At 71.7% G+C, this 17,050-nt stretch carries 14 protein-coding genes; 5 read left to right on the top strand and 9 right to left on the bottom strand.

Translation table 11 applies throughout. The annotated features are described in order from the left end of the window. Position 1: 1 nt before the first annotated feature. Together murA and AC1MGR_RS02035 are read right to left on the bottom strand one after the other, a co-directional pair. Positions 2 to 1,291, bottom strand: coding sequence for a UDP-N-acetylglucosamine 1-carboxyvinyltransferase (murA, locus tag AC1MGR_RS02030; protein ID WP_108035897.1), 1,290 nt, complete (start codon positions 1,289 to 1,291; stop codon positions 2 to 4). A gap of 160 nt (positions 1,292 to 1,451) precedes the next feature. Beyond that, positions 1,452 to 1,739, bottom strand: coding sequence for a hypothetical protein (locus AC1MGR_RS02035; RefSeq protein ID WP_480234934.1), 288 nt, complete (start codon positions 1,737 to 1,739; stop codon positions 1,452 to 1,454). A 363-nt stretch (positions 1,740 to 2,102) separates the two neighbouring features. On the opposite strand from AC1MGR_RS02035, the gene hemA reads away from it, so the two are divergent. After that, positions 2,103 to 3,446, top strand: coding sequence for a 5-aminolevulinate synthase (hemA, locus tag AC1MGR_RS02040; RefSeq protein WP_108035900.1), 1,344 nt, complete (start codon positions 2,103 to 2,105; stop codon positions 3,444 to 3,446). 19 nt (positions 3,447 to 3,465) lie between these two features. Here the strand turns inward: hemA and AC1MGR_RS02045 are convergent, their stop codons facing one another. Continuing rightward, the gene (locus tag AC1MGR_RS02045) at positions 3,466 to 3,999 is read right to left on the bottom strand and encodes a TspO/MBR family protein (RefSeq protein ID WP_480233491.1); all 534 of its coding nucleotides are present in this window, start codon (positions 3,997 to 3,999) and stop codon (positions 3,466 to 3,468) included. 124 nt (positions 4,000 to 4,123) lie between these two features. Here AC1MGR_RS02045 and AC1MGR_RS02050 point away from each other — a divergent pair, with 124 nt between their 5' ends. Both AC1MGR_RS02050 and AC1MGR_RS02055 read left to right on the top strand, forming a co-directional pair. Next, complete coding sequence (locus AC1MGR_RS02050; protein WP_480233492.1) at positions 4,124 to 5,317, top strand: trans-sulfuration enzyme family protein; 1,194 nt, start codon at positions 4,124 to 4,126, stop codon at positions 5,315 to 5,317. Positions 5,318 to 5,420: 103 nt separating this feature from the next. After that, positions 5,421 to 5,843 (top strand): hypothetical protein, encoded by a 423-nt coding sequence (locus AC1MGR_RS02055; RefSeq protein ID WP_480233493.1) that lies wholly within the window; start codon positions 5,421 to 5,423, stop codon positions 5,841 to 5,843. Positions 5,844 to 5,858: 15 nt separating this feature from the next. Here AC1MGR_RS02055 and mdoH read toward each other — a convergent pair whose 3' ends face one another. Beyond that, positions 5,859 to 7,769, bottom strand: a complete 1,911-nt coding sequence (mdoH, locus tag AC1MGR_RS02060; RefSeq protein ID WP_480233494.1) for a glucans biosynthesis glucosyltransferase MdoH — start codon at positions 7,767 to 7,769, stop codon at positions 5,859 to 5,861. Positions 7,770 to 7,995: 226 nt separating this feature from the next. Here mdoH and AC1MGR_RS02065 point away from each other — a divergent pair, with 226 nt between their 5' ends. Next, a complete protein-coding gene (locus AC1MGR_RS02065) occupies positions 7,996 to 9,471 on the top strand; it encodes an OpgD/OpgG family glucan biosynthesis protein (protein WP_480234910.1) in 1,476 nt (491 codons plus the stop codon). A 79-nt stretch (positions 9,472 to 9,550) separates the two neighbouring features. Next, the gene (locus tag AC1MGR_RS02070) at positions 9,551 to 11,875 is read left to right on the top strand and encodes a Tex family protein (protein ID WP_480233495.1); all 2,325 of its coding nucleotides are present in this window, start codon (positions 9,551 to 9,553) and stop codon (positions 11,873 to 11,875) included. A 66-nt stretch (positions 11,876 to 11,941) separates the two neighbouring features. Here AC1MGR_RS02070 and AC1MGR_RS02075 read toward each other — a convergent pair whose 3' ends face one another. The 5 genes from AC1MGR_RS02075 to AC1MGR_RS02095 form a co-directional block, all read right to left on the bottom strand. After that, positions 11,942 to 12,502, bottom strand: a complete 561-nt coding sequence (locus AC1MGR_RS02075) for a DUF4337 domain-containing protein (protein ID WP_056472524.1) — start codon at positions 12,500 to 12,502, stop codon at positions 11,942 to 11,944. A gap of 108 nt (positions 12,503 to 12,610) precedes the next feature. Further along, complete coding sequence (locus tag AC1MGR_RS02080) at positions 12,611 to 13,657, bottom strand: sulfate/molybdate ABC transporter ATP-binding protein (RefSeq protein ID WP_108035914.1); 1,047 nt, start codon at positions 13,655 to 13,657, stop codon at positions 12,611 to 12,613. A gap of 4 nt (positions 13,658 to 13,661) precedes the next feature. Continuing rightward, positions 13,662 to 14,546: a sulfate ABC transporter permease subunit CysW gene (gene cysW, locus AC1MGR_RS02085; protein WP_108035916.1), complete on the bottom strand. Its 885-nt coding sequence runs from the start codon at positions 14,544 to 14,546 to the stop codon at positions 13,662 to 13,664. Further along, positions 14,539 to 15,423 (bottom strand): sulfate ABC transporter permease subunit CysT, encoded by an 885-nt coding sequence (gene cysT / locus AC1MGR_RS02090; protein ID WP_108035918.1) that lies wholly within the window; start codon positions 15,421 to 15,423, stop codon positions 14,539 to 14,541. Before cysT ends, cysW begins: the two co-directional genes overlap by 8 nt. 64 nt (positions 15,424 to 15,487) lie before the next feature. Then, complete coding sequence (locus AC1MGR_RS02095; RefSeq protein ID WP_480233496.1) at positions 15,488 to 16,534, bottom strand: sulfate ABC transporter substrate-binding protein; 1,047 nt, start codon at positions 16,532 to 16,534, stop codon at positions 15,488 to 15,490. Positions 16,535 to 17,050: the final 516 nt, after the last annotated feature.

Raw genomic sequence — 17,050 nt, forward strand, 5'->3', positions numbered from 1 at the left:
GTCAGCTGCGGACGCGGGTGATCTCGGCGCCGCAGCGGGCGAGCTTGGCCTCCAGGGCCTCGAAGCCGCGGTCCAGGTGGTAGACCCGGTTGATGCTGGTCTCCCCCTCGGCCGCGAGGCCCGCGATGACGAGGGAGACGGAGGCGCGCAGGTCGGTCGCCATCACGGGCGCGCCCTTGAGCCGCTCGACGCCCTCGACGATGGCGAGGTCGCCCTCGAGCCGGATCCGGGCGCCGAGGCGGGCCAGCTCCTGCACGTGCATGAAGCGGTTCTCGAAGATGGTCTCGCGGATGTTGGACTGGCCCTTGGCCAGCGTCATCAGCGCCATGAACTGCGCCTGCAGGTCGGTGGGGAAGCCGGGGAACGGGTCGGTGGTGACGTCGACCGCGGCGATGCCCCCGCCGTTGCGGCGGATGCGGATGGTGTCGGTGCCCGTCGTGATCTCGGCGCCCGTGGTGGCGAGCACGTCGAGGGCCGAATGCAGCAGGTCCGCGCGGGTGTTCTCGAGGGTGACGTCGCCGCCCGTCATCGCCACCGCCATGGCGTAGGTGCCGGTCTCGATCCGGTCGGGCAGCACGTCGTGGCGGGCGCCGTGCAGGCGCGAGACGCCCTCGACGGTGATGCGGGGCGTGCCGGCGCCCTCGATGCGGGCACCCATCTTGGTGAGGCAGGCGGCGAGATCGACGACCTCGGGCTCGCGCGCGGCGTTCTCGATCAGGGTCGAGCCGTTGGCCAGGGCCGCCCCCATCAGCGCCACGTGGGTGCCGCCCACCGTCACCTTGGGGAAGTGGATCTCGCCGCCCCGCAGGCCGTTCTTGGCCCGGGCGACGACGTAGCCGCCATCGACCTCTACGGTGGCGCCGAGGCGCTCCAGCGCCATCAGCAGCAGGTCGACGGGGCGTGTGCCGATGGCGCAGCCGCCCGGCATCGAGACTCGGGCCTCGCCGAATCGAGCGAGGAGCGGCGCGATCACCCAGAAGCTGGCCCGCATGGTCGAGACCAGCTCGTAGGGCGCCGTGGTGTCGATGACGTTGGAGGCGGTGAGGCGGATGGTCTGGCCGGTCTCGGTGGTCTGGCCCGGGCGCTTGCCCACCACCATGTGGTCGACGCCGTGATTGCCGAGGATGCGCAGCAGGGCATTGATGTCGGCCAGCCGCGGCACGTTGCCGAGCTCCAGCGTCTCGCCGGTCATCAGGCTGGCGATCATCAGGGGCAGCGCGGCGTTCTTGGCGCCCGAGATCGGGATGACCCCGTGCAGCGGCCGGCCGCCGATGATGTTGATGCGGTCCATTGTTTCTAAAACCTTGCCCAAATCTTTGCGCGCCCGGTGCGCCTGCGGCGCTGCGAGCGGGAGACTTCCGAACTCGAAACCTGGCGGGACGCGAGCCGTCCCCGTGGAAACGGCACCGTTATAGCCAAGTTTTGTCGAAAAGGAGGTTTTCGGCGCGCGATTATGCTTCGCCGCCGGGCTCGGGTGTTTCGCCGGTCTCAGATGTTTCGTCGGGTGTTTCGCCGGGCTTGGCAGGATCCGCGCGGTCGCGCAGCTGCGCCTTGCGCCGGCGCAGGTTGTCGCGCAGGGCCGCCTTCAGGCGCTCGGCCCGCTGCCCGGCCGCGCTCTTGGGCTCGGCGGCACTCTTGGGCTCGGCCGCATTCTTGGGCTCGGCCACACTCTTGAACTCGGCCGCATTCTTGGGCGTCGCCCGCGGGGATGCTCCGGCCTCGGTCTCGTCGTCCATCATGCGCCGCGTCGGTCTGTGTGCGGGGGTCGAGCGTCGCGCCCAGCGCGCCGGGTCGGAGAGGGCCGACGCGACGCATCGTCGCCACGTCGTTGTGTCGGCTTTGCAGCCTCGGGTCGAAGGATGCAAAGCAGGAATGCGGTTGTCGACTTGAACCAATTCCAAGTTCACCTGTATCGTCGCGACCGCGCCGGGGAAACCCGCGTCAGAGGGCGAGCGTCGTCAGCGACTCCTTCAGGAGTGCGCGCCAGGCTCGCCAACGAGACCGATTGCATCGAGGGCCCCCGCACGAGGGTCCGCGTGGAAACGATCCCGCCAGAGGCCGCGACCCTACCGCAGGCCCCTCAGCCCAAGCGTGAAGGACGGATGCCCGTGAACCGCATGCCCGCGACGATCAAGATCAGCGACACCAAGCAGGGAGCGGGCCAGGAAGCCGGGCAGGGGTGCAACACTGGGACGTCGGGCCGGGGCCGGACCGACTACGAGTCGCATTTCCGCACCGCGCTGGACCGCCTGCACGGCGAGCGCCGCTACCGGGTCTTCGCGGATATCGAGCGCATCGCGGGGCGCTTCCCGACGGCGCACTGGCGCAAGCCCGACGGCGGCACCTCCGAGATCACCGTCTGGTGTTCGAACGACTACCTGGGCATGGGCCAGCACCCGGACGTGGTCGGCGCCATGACCCGTACCGCCGCCCGCTGCGGCGTGGGCGCGGGCGGCACCCGCAACATCGCGGGCAACAATTCACCCCTTGTCGACCTGGAGCGCGAGCTCGCCGACCTGCACGGCAAGGAGGCGGGCCTCGTCTTCACCTCGGGCTACGTCTCGAACCAGGCCGGCATCTCCACCATCGCCAAGCTGATCCCGAACTGCCTGATCCTGTCGGACGCCTTCAACCACAACTCGATGATCGAGGGCGTCCGCCATTCGGGCTGCGAGAAGCGCGTCTTCCGCCACAACGACCTCGCCCATCTCGAGGAGCTGCTGATCGCGGCGGGCGACCGCCCGAAGCTGATCGCCTTCGAGAGCGTCTACTCGATGGACGGCGACGTCTCCGACATCGCCGCGATCTGCGATCTCGCCGACCGGTACGGCGCCCTGACCTACCTCGACGAGGTCCACGCGGTCGGCCTCTACGGTCCCCGCGGCGGCGGCATCGCCGAGCGCGACGGGGTGATGCACCGGGTCGACGTGATCGAGGGCACCCTCGCCAAGGGCTTCGGCTGCGTTGGCGGCTACATCACCGGCTCGGCGGTCCTCTGCGACGCGGTCCGCAGCCACGCCCCGGGCTTCATCTTCACCACTGCCCTGCCGCCGGCCATCGCGGCGGCCGCCATCGCCTCGGTGCGCTATCTCAAGCGCTCGAGCGGCGAGCGCGAGGCGCACCAGCGCCAGGCCGCCCGGACCAAGGCCGCCCTGGAAGCCGCCGGCCTGCCGGTGCTGCACACCGACACGCACATCGTCCCCGTGATGGTGGGCGACGCCGAGCTGTGCAAGGCGGCGGCCGACCACCTGCTGGAGCACCACGGCATCTACATCCAGCCGATCAACTACCCCACCGTGCCCCGCGGCACCGAGCGCCTGCGCATCACGCCGTCGCCCTTCCACGACGATGCCCGCATCGCCCGGCTCACGGCGGCCCTGACCGAGACCTGGGACACCCTGGACCTGCCCCGGGCCGGGACCGTCTTCGTCGAGGCGGCCGAGTAGGCCGCCCGCGGGCCCACCCTCAGTTCAGGCGCCAGATCGCGCCGGTGAGCACGGTGGCGAAACCGACCCAGGCGGCGTAGGGCACCAGCAGCCACGCCGCCGCCCGGTCGAAGCGCCAGGACAGGCGGATCGTCCAGAGGATCATCACCCACATCGCGGCCGAGACCACCAGGGCGGCCCCCAGCGCGTGGGCGGCGAAGAAGGTCGGCGTCCAGGCGGCGTTGAGGGCGAGCTGCACCGCGAAGGCAGCCAGCGCCAGGCGCCAGCCCTCCCGCGTCGGACCCGTGCGGGGCTTCGCCCCCAGCAGCCGGAACGCCGAGACCGCGATCATCGCGTAGAGGATCGTCCAGGCCACCGGGAAGGCCCAGTTCGGCGGGTTGAAGGACGGTTTCGTCAGGCCCGCATACCAGCCCTCGATGTTCGGCCCCGTGGCGGCCGAGCCCAGCACGGCCGTCAGCGCCACGGGCAGGATCGCCGCCGCCAGCCGCCAGGGCAGGGCGAGGGCGGGCTCGGCGGGGACGTGGATTGGTGACGATGCGGGCGCGCGGGACATGACGAACGGATTTCCTTTCCTCTGAATCGGATCCCGGGACCGGGTCCCGAAGCCTCCGGCTTGCGGTCCATGCACCGGTCTGCGAGGCCGGGTCCATCGAACGCCGACCTCGCGGACATGCTCCATGCCGGATCCCCAGTCAGAACCGAACGCGCCGACCGGCCCTTCGGATGCCGCCCCCGCCTTCACCAAGCGCAGCCTCGCCGCCCAGGCCCTCGGCCGGGTCGACCCGGTGACGCGAGGCGTGGTGGCCCCCCTGCACGTGGCCACCACCTTCCTGCGGGATCCCGACAACGGCTACAGCTCCGGCTTCTCCTATGCCCGGCCCGACAACGCCACCGTGCGCGAGGCGGAGGCGGTGCTGGCGATGCTGGAGGACGCGGCGGCCGGGGCGCTGCTGTTCGGCTCCGGCATGGCGGCCGCCACGGCCGTGTTCAACGCCCTGGAGCCCGGCGACCACGTGGTGGCGCCCCGCGTGATGTACTGGGGCCTGAAGCGCTGGCTCAACGCCGAGATGCCGCGCCGGCGGATCGCGGTCGATTTCGTCGCCATGGACGACCTCGCCGCCCTGGCGCGGGCGATCCGGCCCGGTGCCACGAAGCTCGTCTGGATCGAGACGCCGGGCAATCCCCTCTGGACGATCACGGACATCGCGGAGGCGGCCCGCCTCGCGCACGCGGCGGGGGCGCGGCTCGCCGTCGACTCCACCGCCGCCTCGCCGATCCACACCCGGCCGCTGTCGCTGGGCGCCGACATCGTGATGCACTCGGCCACCAAGATCCTGAACGGCCACTCGGACGTGGTGGCGGGGGTGCTGGCCGGAGCCCGGGCGGACGCGTTCTGGGACCGCCTCGTCGCGATCCGGTCCGGGGGCGGCGCCATCCTGGGTCCGTTCGAGGCCTATCTGCTGCTGCGCTCCCTGCGCACCCTGCCGCTGCGGGCGGCGGCGCAGGCCGCGAGCGCCGCCGCGCTCGCCCGCCGCTTCCAGGGGCATCCCGCCATCTCCCACGTGCTCTATCCCGGCCTGCCGGACGATCCCGGGCACGCGGTCGCGGCCCGGCAGATGGAGGGCGGCTTCGGCTTCATGCTGTCGATCCGGGTGCGGGACGGCGAAGCGGCGGCGATCCGTACGGCGGCGCGGGTGCGGCTCTGGAAGCGGGCGACCTCCCTCGGGGGCGTCGAGAGCCTGATCGAGCACCGGGCCTCGGTGGAGGGGCCGGATTCCCCGTGTCCCCCCGACCTCCTGCGCCTCTCCACCGGGATCGAGGCGGTGGACGACCTGTTCGCCGATCTCGACGCCGCCCTGCGGGGGCCGTGACGTTTTCGGTGGTGCCGCGGGCGGAACTCGCGCGTTGGTGGGGCAAATCCCGATCCTGCCGTCCGACAGCGGCGCAGGACCCTGCTGCGAGAGACCGCTCCCCATGACGAAGCCCCTCCTCTTTTCCGGAACCCTCGCCCTCCTGGTCCTCGCGACCGCCGCCCGGGCCGAGAGCGGCCCGCCGGACCTGAACATCGAGCGGACCTGCCAGTCGGCGGCCTCCGCGAGCGTCAGCGACAATGCCAGCCAGGAGGGATGCCTGCGCTCCGAGCGCGCCTCGCGCGACGAGGTCAAGCGCCGCTGGAACGAGTTCACCCCGGCCGCCAAGAACCAGTGCGAGAAGCAGTTCGAGGCCGGCGGGTTTCCGTCCTACGTCGAGATGGTGACCTGCCTCGAACTCGCGAGCGGTACCGGCCTGCCCAAGCAGTCGGATGATTCGCGCGCGGGCCGGGGCACCAGCAGCGCCACCAAGGAGCCGAGCCCCGCCCAGCGCACGGACCCGATCAAGGTGCTCGAGAACCAGTAGGCCGACGATCCCGGGTCAGCTCGACGAGGCCGGGACCTCGTCGGCGATCCAGGCCGGCTGCGGCCGGCCGCGACCGGGTTCGGCCGCCCCGCCCCGGCTCTGTGCCAGGGCGGTGAGCTCGGGCGCCCGGGCGGTGTCGTCCACCGTCAGGAACAGGCACCGGCCTTGCGACATCCGGCCAAGCCGCGCGCTGCTCGTCAGGACGCTCTGGGCCGGGCTCGAGAGCAGGCCCAGGGCCACCGGTGCCATCCACAGGGCGAGCCAGGGGTCGCCCGCCCAGGCGAGGCCGCCCGCCAGGAGGCCGCCCGCCACGAGGGTGTCGACCTGGAGCCGGCACGCCTCCCGCCACGGCACCCGGCGATCATCGCGCACCTGGGCGTCCCAGCGCACCACGCGGCCGACGAAGGTGGTGGCCACGGCGCCCGCCGCGAACAGCGTCATCACCGGCCAGAGCAGGACCCAGATCCCCTGCTCAAGGGCGGCGCTCTTCAGGAGCGAAGCGGTGCCGCCGAAGGCCGCCCGGCGCTCGCGGGACGCCAGGACATGGCCGAGGCTGAGGAGCTTCGGCAGGGCCAGGATCGTCAGGACGAGGGCGGCGAGGGCATGGGCGGCGGCACCCGTGCCGGTGAGGCCGTAGCCGAGGAGCCCGAGTTCGCCGGTCCGCGCCGCCTGGAGCGTTCCGAGGGCGAGGAACAGGACCCAGAGCGGGCAGGCCATGTAGGACAGGATGCCGACGGCGAGGTGCCAGCGGCTGGCGGGGCGCAGGCCCGGAATGGCGGTGACGCGCAGGTGCTGCATGTTGCCCTGGCACCAGCGGCGCTCGCGCCCGAGGAGGTCGACGAGGTTCGTCGGCATCTCTTCCCAGGTGCCGCCCATTTCCGGCAGCAGGCGGACCTCCCAGCCGGCCCGGCGCAGGAGCGCGCCCTCGACGATGTCGTGGCACAGGATCTCGCCGCCGAGCGGCGCCTTGCCGGGCAGCACCGGCAGTTCGGCGTTGTCGGCGAAGGCCGCGATCCGCACGATCGCGTTGTGGCCCCAGTAGCTGCCGTCCGGCCCCTGCCAGGTCTCCAGGCAGCGGATCGCCAGGGGCGCGTAGAGCCGCACGGCGAATTGCTGGATGCGGGCGAACAGCGTGTCGCGCCCGGTGGCGTAGGACACGGTCTGGATCAGGCCGACCCGGGGGCTCTCCTCCATCAGCCGGGCCAGGCGGCGCATGGCGCTGCCGGTCATCAGGCTGTCGGCGTCGAGCACGATCATGAAGTCGTATTCGGGGCCGTAGGTCTTGCAGAACTCGGTGATGTTGCCGGCCTTACGGCCCGCATTGTCCCGGCGCCGGCGGTAGCGGATGCGCGGCAGGCCGGGGCCGTGCTGGCGGCTCCAGGCCTCGATGCGGGCGAATTCATGCTCCTCGATCGCCGCGATGGCGCCGTCCCGGGTGTCGGAGAGGACGAAGATGTCGATGTCGCCGCCGTCGCCCCCGGTCCGCTGCAGCGAGCGCGCCATGACCCGCAGGGCGGCGAACACCGCCACCGCGTCCTCGGCGTGGATCGCCACCACCGCCGCCGTGCGGCTCAGGCCCGAGGCCTCCGCCGGGACGGTGAGGGAGCGCCGCTCCAGGGCGGATTTCGCCCGGTCGCCGAAGGCCGTGGCCACGAGGCCGTAGACGTATTGCCAGGCCACGAAGGCCTGCCAGGTCATGACGAGGGCGAAGAGACCGAGCACTGCGCCGCCGAGGAGGCCGGACGGCGTCCCGTAGGCGGCCAGCGCCAAGGCGGTGACCGCCGCGCCCAGGACGAGGGGCGGCAGGGCCAGCAGCAGGCGGCGGCCCAGGAAGCGCTCGGGCCGGGCGGCGGACGCCTCGGGTGCGATTTCCAGCGGACCCGGGATTTCGGCCGCCGGGGCGTCGTGCGACAACCTGTGGGACATGGGGCGCGGGAAACTCGAAGGAGGGACACCGCGATCCACCACCGGGCGCGATGCCGGCAAAGGGGAAGCGATGCGCGATGGCGAGGGTCTCGAAGGATGCGGGCGGACCGAACCCTTCTCGCGGCGGCAGGCCCTGCGGACCACGCTGAGCGTGGCCGTCGGGATGATCCTCCCTACCGCGCATGATCTGAATGCGGGCCGAACGCGCGCCGCGGCCCCCGAACCCATAACATTCGATGCGGTGAAGGCGAAGGCGCGGGCCCTTGCGGCGCAGCCCTATGCGGCGCCGCAGGACGATCTGCCGCCGGCCCTGGCCGGCCTGTCCTACGACGGCTACCGCGCCATCACCTTCCGGCCGGAGGCGAGCCTGCCCCTCGGCCGCTTCTTCTCGGTACAGCTGTTCCACCGCGGATTCCTGCAGCGCAAGCGGGTCGCCCTCTCCCTGCAGCCGCGCGAGGGCCCGGCCCGGCCCATCCCCTACGCCCCCGACCTGTTCGACCTCGGGCCGGACCTGAAGGGCCAGAGCTTCGCGCCGGATCTCGGCTTTGCCGGCTTCCGCCTGCACTACGCCTTCGCGGCCGACCGCCCGGCGGAGCAGGAGGAATTCTTGGTCTTCCTCGGCGCCTCCTACTTCCGGCTGCGCGGGTTCGGCCAGGAATACGGGCTCTCGGCCCGCGGCGCCGCGATCCGCACGGGGGGGCCGGGCCCGGAGGAGTTCCCGGACTTCACCGCCTTCTGGATCTGCGAGCCGGAGGCCGATGCCCGCGCCATCGAGATCTGGGCGCTGCTTGAGTCCCCGAGCCTCGCCGGGGCCTACCGTTTCCGCGTGGCGCCGGGCGATCCCTCGGTGATGCGCGTCGAGGCGTCCCTGCATCCCCGGACGACCCTGGAGCATCTCGGGCTCGCCCCCCTCACCAGCATGTTCCTGCACGGGGCGAACGGGCCGGGCGCCCGGGGCGCCGAGCCCTTCGACGACTTCCGTCCGCAGGTGCATGATTCCGACGGGCTGGCGGTGGCGACCCGGGGCGAGCGGCTCTGGCGGCCCCTGGTCAACGGCCGGGCGCAGCCGCAGATCTCGGCCTTCGGCGTCGACCCGCTGGAGGGCTTCGGCCTGCTCCAGCGCGCCCGCGACTTCCCCGCCTATCTCGACGTGCAGGCCCGGCACGAGGCCCGGCCCGGGCTCTGGGTCACGCCCGAATCGGGGTTCGGGGCCGGTGCGGTCCGGCTCTTCGAGATCCCCTCGCGCGAGGAGTACATGGACAACGTCGTGGCGGCCTTCGTGCCCGGCGCCCCCGTGCCGGCCGGGCGCGAGCGGAGCCTGTCCTACAGCCTGACGACGGTGGGGGCCGAGCCGGCGAGCGTCGTGCCCGGCACCCTCGGCCGGGTCGTCTCGACACGGGTGGGTTCGGCCGAGCGCCTGCGCCCGACCACGCCGCCGAGCCCGGGCCGGCGCCTCTACGTCGTGGATTTCGAAGGGCCGGGCCTGCCGTCAGACCGGGGGGCGACCCTGTCCGCCGACGTCTCCGCCAGCGCCGGCACGATGGTCGACCCGGTGGTGGAGTTCGTCCCCCAGACCGGCGGCTGGCGGCTCTACGTCGAGTGGCGGCCGCCGACACCGCTCCCGCCCGGCGACGTGATCCTGCGCGCCCGCCTCGTGCGGGACGGCCGGGCCGTGACGGAGACGTGGGACGCGGCCGCCTGACGATCCGGCCACGCCGGTCCCGGGTTTGACCAGGCCGCGGGCGGCCCTGTAGACACCCGGCCCCACCCGGAGACGCCCCATGGCCGCCATCAACACGAGTCTCGCCGCCGAACTCGGCGTCGCGGAATGGCAGGTGAAGGCCGCGGTCGACCTGCTCGACGGCGGCGCGACGGTGCCGTTCATCGCGCGCTACCGCAAGGAGGTCACCGGCACCCTCGACGACGCGCAGCTGCGCACCCTGGAGGAGCGCCTCGCCTACCTGCGCGACCTGGAGGCCCGCCGGGCCGCCGTGCTGGAGGCGATCGAGGCACAGGGCAAGCTCGAGGCCGGGCTGAAGGCCCGCATCCTCGCCGCCGACACCAAGGCCCGGCTCGAGGACCTCTACCTGCCCTTCAAGCTGAAGCGCCGGACGAAGGCGCAGGTCGCCCGCGAGGCCGGCCTCGAACCCCTGGCCGAGGCGCTTCTCGCCCGCCCCGACCAGTCCCCCGAGGGGGCCGCCCGGGCCTACGTGGAGGCGGGCAAGGGCGTCGCCGACGTCGAGGCGGCCCTGGAGGGCGCGCGCGCCATCCTGATCGAGCGCTTCAGCGAGGACCCGGAACTGGTCGGCTCCCTGCGCGAGACCGGCTGGCAGCGCGGCCGGATGGTCGCCACGGTGAAGGCCGGCAAGACGGTCGCCGGCGAGAAGTTCTCGGATTACTTCGACTTCGCGGAAGCCCTCGCGAAGCTGCCCTCGCACCGCATCCTCGCCCTGTTCCGCGGCGAGAAGGAGGAGGTGCTCGACCTCGCCATCGCCGATGCGGTGGGCGACGCGCCGGCCAAGGGCCAGCCGGGATCGCAGGAACTGCGCATCGCCAGGACGTTCGGCATCCGCGACCAGGGGCGGCCGGGCGACGCCTTCCTGATGGAGACGGTGCGGCGCGCCTGGCGGACCCGCCTGAAGCCCGCCCTCGACACCGACCTGCGCGCCCGCCTCTGGGCGGTGGCCGAGGCCGGCGCGGTCACGGTCTTCGCCGGCAACCTGCGCGACCTCCTGCTCGCGGCCCCGGCAGGCGCGCGGCCGACCCTCGGACTGGACCCGGGCTTCCGCACCGGCGTGAAGGTCGCGGTGGTCGACGCCACCGGCAAGGTGGTGGCCACCGACACGATCTACCCGCACGAGCCGCGCCGCGACTGGAACGGCGCCCTGATCGCCCTGGCGAAACTCTGCCGGGCGCACAAGGTGGAGCTTGTCGCCATCGGCAACGGCACCGCCTCGCGGGAGACCGACAAGCTCGCCGCCGAGCTCATCGCCAAGCAGCCCGAGCTGAGGCTCACCAAGGTGATGGTCTCGGAGGCCGGCGCCTCGGTCTATTCGGCCTCGGCCTATGCCAGCGCGGAGCTACCCGAGCTCGACGTCTCGATCCGCGGCGCGGTCTCCATCGCCCGCCGCCTGCAGGATCCCCTGGCCGAACTCGTCAAGATCGAGCCGAAGGCGATCGGCGTCGGCCAGTACCAGCACGATCTGGCCGAGGGGAAGCTCGCACGCTCCCTCGACGCGGTGGTGGAGGATTGCGTGAACGGCGTCGGGGTCGACGTGAACACCGCCTCGGCCCCGCTGCTCGCCCGGGTCTCGGGCCTGACCGCGCGGGTCGCCTCCAGCATCGTCGTGCACCGGGACGCCCACGGCCCATTCCGCAGCCGCGCCAGCCTGAAGAAGGTGGCGGGGCTCGGGCCCAAGGCCTACGAGCTCGCCGCCGGCTTCCTGCGCATCCGCGACGGGAGCGACCCGCTCGACGCCTCGGGCGTGCATCCGGAGGCCTACCCGGTGGTGCGCCGGATCCTGGCCGCCACCGGCCAGCCGATCCAGGCGCTGATCGGCAATACCGGCGCCCTGCGCAGCCTGGACCCGAAGACCTTCACCGACGCCACCTTCGGCCTGCCCACCGTCACCGACATCCTGTCGGAGCTGGAGAAGCCGGGTCGCGATCCGCGCCCGGCCTTCCGGACCGCGACCTTCCAGGAGGGGGTCGAGACGATCTCCGATCTGAAGCCGGGCATGCGTCTCGAGGGCGTCGTCACCAACGTGGCCGCCTTCGGCGCCTTCGTGGATGTCGGGGTTCACCAGGACGGGCTGGTGCACATCTCGATGCTGGCCGACCGCTTCGTGAAGGACCCGCGCGCGGTGGTGAAGCCCGGCGACGTCGTGCAGGTACGGGTGGTCGAGGTGGATCCGAACCGCAAGCGCATCGCCCTCACGATGCGCTCGGACGAGGCCGGTGCGCCGCGTCCCGCCGCCCGCCGCGAGGCGCCGGCCGCTCCGTCGGCGAGACCCGCCCCCCGGGCGGCCCCCGCGCCCGAGGCGGGGGGCGCCATGGCGGAGGCCCTGCGGCGCGCGGCCCTCGCCAAGGGGATGCCGAAGCGTTGAAGGCCCGGCCGACTCTCCGGGCAGATTCGCCCGGCGGGCCCTATGGCCCGCGGCCGGCCCAGGGTTTCAGTGGAAGAACGGCAGGGCGTGCGGCGCGTAGAGGCCGAAGCCCAGGAGGGCCAGGCCGGCGATGCCCAGGAGCCCGCCGCCGACCACCAGGGCGAAGATGCCGGTGATGACCTCCGCCGAGGCGAGCACGATGCCGATCTGGAAGGCGGCCGAGGCGAACTCGTAATGGTGGTAGCGGTGCAGGGCGAGGTCGCGCACCTCCTGGGAGTGCCGCGCCTTCTCGGCCAGCTCCTTGCGCCCCTCACCGGTCGCGGGCTCGCTGTCCCAGCGGGCCATGGTCTTGGCCCACTCGGCGCGCTTGGCCTTGACGGCCTCGGAATTCGCGACCTCCGGCGGCAGCAGCGCCAGGGTCTCGTCGGCGGTCTTGAGGACCGTGCCCCGGATGGTGCGCGCCTGGAAGTAGGCCCATTGGTTGGAGGCCTCGACATTGGCCCCGAGGGCATCGGTCTGCGCGCCCTTGGCCAGGGTCTCGGCCAGCGCCAGGAACAGCGCCAGCACCGAGATCAGCAGCGCCACGCGCTTGTTCGAACTGCCGCCCGCCCCATGACCACCCGACATGCTGCCCCCTCCTGATTTGAATGGCGGCAGTCACACCCGATCGCACCGGCGAGCGCAAGACGCTTTCCCGTCAGCCCGGGAAACCCGCGCTCACCGGAGACACCCGCGCTAATTCGGGAACACGTGGCCGCCGATGATCCGCAGGCCCACCGGGCTGCCGGCGGCGAAGCGGTTGGTGTCGGCGGCCTCCACCACCACGGTCTTGCCCTCGGGCCGGTCGACCTCGATGCGCTGGCGCCCCTGCGTCCGGTAGGACGAGCGCACGACGCCCTGGAGATGGGCCTGGTCGCCCTCGGCGAACTGAAGCTGCCAGGGCCGGGCATAGAGCTTGACCGGGCCGACGAGACCGACGGGCGCCCGCACGGGGGTCAGGCGGCCGTCGACGCGGACCTCGCCGCCCTGCGCGATCGCCTCGACCTCGATGGTGTCGCCGAGGAACTTCAGCACGGTGGCGGAGACCGGCGCCTCCTGCACCTCGTCCGGGGTGCCGACCTGCTCCAGGCGGCCTTTGTCGAGGACCGCGACCCGGTCGGAGAGCTCCAGGGCCTCGTCCTGGTCGTGGGTGACGAAGATCGTGGTCTGGCCGGTGCGGTCGTGGATCTCGCGCAGCCAGCGGCGCAGGTCCTTGCGCACCTGGGCGTCGAGGGCGCCGAAGGGCTCGTCGAGCAGCAGGACGCGGGGCTCCACCGCGAGGGCCCGGGCGAGCGCGATGCGCTGGCGCTGGCCGCCGGAGAGCTGGCTCGGATAGCGGTCGGCGAAGCCCGAGAGCTTGATGAGGTCGAGGAGGTCGCCGACCCGGCGCTTGATCTCGGCCTTGGCCGGGCGCTCGGAACGCTTCCGGGCGTTGAGCCCGTAGGCGATGTTCTCGGCCACGCTCATGTGCTTGAACAGGGCGTAGTGCTGGAACACGAAGCCCACCGCGCGCTGCTGCACGGGGAGCCGGGTCGCGTCCTCGGCCCCGAACACGATGCGGCCCGCATCGGGGAAGTCGAGGCCGGCGATGATGCGCAGCAGCGTGGTCTTGCCCGAGCCCGAGGGGCCGAGCAGGGCCAACAGCTCGCCCGCCCGCACGTCGAGGGAGAAGTCGTGCAGCACGGCGGCCGTATCGAAGGTCTTCGACAGCGCCTCGACGCGGATGGCGGTGGAGCCGCCCACCCGCTCAGTGGCCCCGGGCGCCCGCGGCGATCTCGTCGGCGTAGCGCCATTCGAGGAGGGATTTGACGCAGAGGGTGACGAGGGCGAGGCCGGCCAGGAGGGAGGCGACGGCGAAAGCGGCAACGAAGTTGTACTCATTGTAGAGGATCTCCACGTGGAGCGGCAGCGTGTTGGTGAGGCCCCGGATGTGGCCCGAGACCACCGAGACCGCGCCGAACTCGCCCATCGCGCGGGCATTGCAGAGGAGGACGCTGTAGAGGAGGCCCCAGCGGATGTTGGGCAGCGTCACCGTCCGGAAGGCGTGCCAGCCGGACGCCCCGAGGGTCAGCGCCGCCTCTTCCTCCGCCGTGCCCTGCTCCTGCATCAGCGGGATGAGCTGGCGGGCGACGAACGGGAAGGTGACGAAGATGGTCGCCAGCACGATGCCGGGCACCGCGAAGATGACCTGGATGTCGTGGGCCAGCAGCCAGGGGCCGAGCAGCCCCTGCGCCCCGAAGACCAGCACGTAGATCAGACCCGAGACCACCGGAGAGACCGAGAACGGCAGGTCGATCAGGGTGACGAGCAGGTTCTTGCCCCAGAACTCGAACTTGGCGATGGCCCAGGAGGCCATGATTCCGAAGACGAGGTTGAACGGCACCGCGATGGCGGCGGTCAGCAGCGTCAGCCGGATCGCCGCGTGGGCGTCGGCTTCCGTGAAGGCGGCCAGATAGGCGGCAAAGCCCTTGGCGAAGGCCTGCGCGAACACGGTGAGCAGCGGCAGCACCAGGAACAGCGCCAGGAACAGGATCGCGATCCCGATCAGCAGCCAGCGGATCCAGCGGCCTTCCGTGACGACGCTGGCCGGGCGGGCCTCGGCCAGGGCGACGGGGGCGAAGGTCTCAGACATAGCCGAATCTCCGCCGGCTCCAGGCCTGGATCAGGTTGATGGCGAGGAGGGTGAGGAACGAGATGCCGAGCATGATCGTGGCGATGGCGCAGGCGCCGCCGTAATCGTACTCGGACAGCTTGATGACGATGAGGAGCGGCGCGATCTCGGAGACGTAGGGCAGGTTGCCGGCGATGAAGATGATCGAGCCGTATTCGCCGACGCCGCGGGCGAAGGCCAGGGCGAAGCCCGTGAGCACCGCCGGGATCAGCGGCGGCAGCACCACCCGGACCAGGGTGTGGACGCGCCCCGCCCCGAGGGTGGCGGAGGCCTCCTCGATCTCCTTGTCGATCTCGGCGATCAGCGGCTGCACGGTGCGCACCGCGAAGGGCAGGCCGATGAACACCATGGCGATGTAGATGCCCACCGGCGTGTAGGCGGCCTCGATTCCGATCCGCGCCAGCTGCGCGCCGACGAGGCCGTTGGGCGCGTAGAGGGCGGCCAGCGCGATGCCGGCGACCGCGGTCGGGAGCGCGAAGGGCAGGTCCACCACCGCGTCGACGATCTTGCGGCCGGGGAAGCGGTAGCGCGTCAGCACCCAGGCGATGAGGAAGCCGAACACCGAGGCGGTCAGCGCCGCCACCAGGGAGACGCCGAAGCTGACGCGCAGGGCGCTGGCCACGCGCGGATCGGTGGCGACCTCCCAGATCCCCGCGAAGCCGAGGCCGGAGGCGCGCGTCACCAGGGCGGCGAGCGGCAGCAGCACGATCAGGCCGAGGCAGGTGAGGGTGTAGCCGAAGGCGAGCCCGAAGCCGGGGATCACGCTCGGGCGGAGAAAACGCCGCTTGGCGCGGAGGGGTTCGGCGCGGAGGGGTTCGGCACGGATGGGCGGGGCCATGGTGGTGTCCTGCTCAGGTCTCGGCCCCTCCCGGAGAGGGGAGGGGGCGGGGAGGGCGGCCGCGTCAGCGCCCCGCCTTGCTCAGCTGGTCGAACAGACCCCCGTTGTCGAAATTCTTCTTCTGGATCTCGTCCCAGTCGCCCTGCAGGTCCTCGATCTTGAACAGCTTCAGCTCGGGCAGCTGTGCCAGATCCTCGGGCTTGGCCGCCGCGCGGTTCAGCGGGCGGTAATGGTGCTTGGCGAAGATGGCCTGCGCCCGATCGGAATAGAGGAACTGAAGATAAGCCTCGGCCTGTTTGCGGGTTCCCTTCTTGTCGACGTTGACGTCGACCAGGGCGACCGGCGGCTCGGCGTAGATCGAGGTCGGCGGCACCACCACATCGAACTTGTCGCGGCCGAACTCCTCGAACACGAGGTAGGCCTCGTTCTCCCAGGTCGGCAGCACGTCGCCGAGGCCGCGCTGCGCGAAGGTCACGGTGGAGCCGCGCGCGCCGGTGTCGAGGACCGGGACGTTCTTGTAGACCGAACCCACGAAGGCGTTGGCCTTCTCGGCGTCCTTGCCCTCCTTCTCGTAGGCGTAGCCCCAGGCGGCGAGGAAGTTCCAGCGGCCCCCGGCGGAGGTCTTGGGATTGGGGGTGATGACCTTGATGTCGGGCTTCACGAGGTCGCCCCAGTCCTTCACGCCCTTCGGATTGCCCTTGCGCACGAGGAACACCACGGTCGAGGTGTAGGGCAGGCCCTGGTTCGGCAGCTTCGTGCGCCAGTCGGGGACGATCTTCTTCGAGATCCGGCTGATCGCGTCGATGTCGGACGGAATGCCGAGGGTCACCACGTCGGCCGGAATGCCGTCGATCACCGTGCGGGCCTGCGAGCCCGAGCCGCCATGGGCGGCACGCACGGTCAGGGTCTCGCCGGTCTTGGCCTTCCACTCCTCGGAGAAGGCCGCGTTGATCTCGCGATAGAGCTCGCGGGTCGGATCGTAGGAGACGTTGAGAAGCTCCGTCTGGGCGCAGGCGAGGGTCGGCGCGAGCAGGGCCGCCGCGAGGCCGGCGCCCAGCAGGGCCGCGTGGCGGCGGGTGCGTCCGGTGGTCCGGGAAGGGGTCTGGCTCACGGGGGGCTCCGAATCTGGCTCGCGCAGCCGGAGCGGAGGCATCCGCATCGCGGCCCCGGCGACGCTGGTTTCGTTCGTTTTAACGAACATTGTCAAGTGTCGGGACGGGTTCGGATAAGGCGGCAGAGGTCACTTCGTTCCCCAAATCCCCCGCGTTCGAGAACGATTTTATCCGGCGTGAGAAGGGAATACTCCCCAAGTACCCATCGGGAGAAGAACGTGTTGGGTTCGCGAGGGTTCTATAGAAAGGACATTTTGAGTGGGGTTCGAATCGTCTCACCGTGTCCGGCACAGGGTGGGCGGCGATCACACCGATCGGGCGGCTTCAGCCCGGAACGCGGATCTCCGATGCCCGCCGCGTCCCGCATGAGGACGAGGGCGGCCCGGTCCGGGCCGAAGCCACGCCGAACGCCCCGCAGGCGAGAGCCTCGGGGCGTTCGGCGGTCGCATCACGGCCGCATCGATCCGGCCCGCCGCGGGAGGCAGGCGGGCGTGTGAGGAAGGCGAAGGAAGAAA

It is taken from the genome of Methylobacterium sp. BI1 (genome assembly GCF_056680125.1).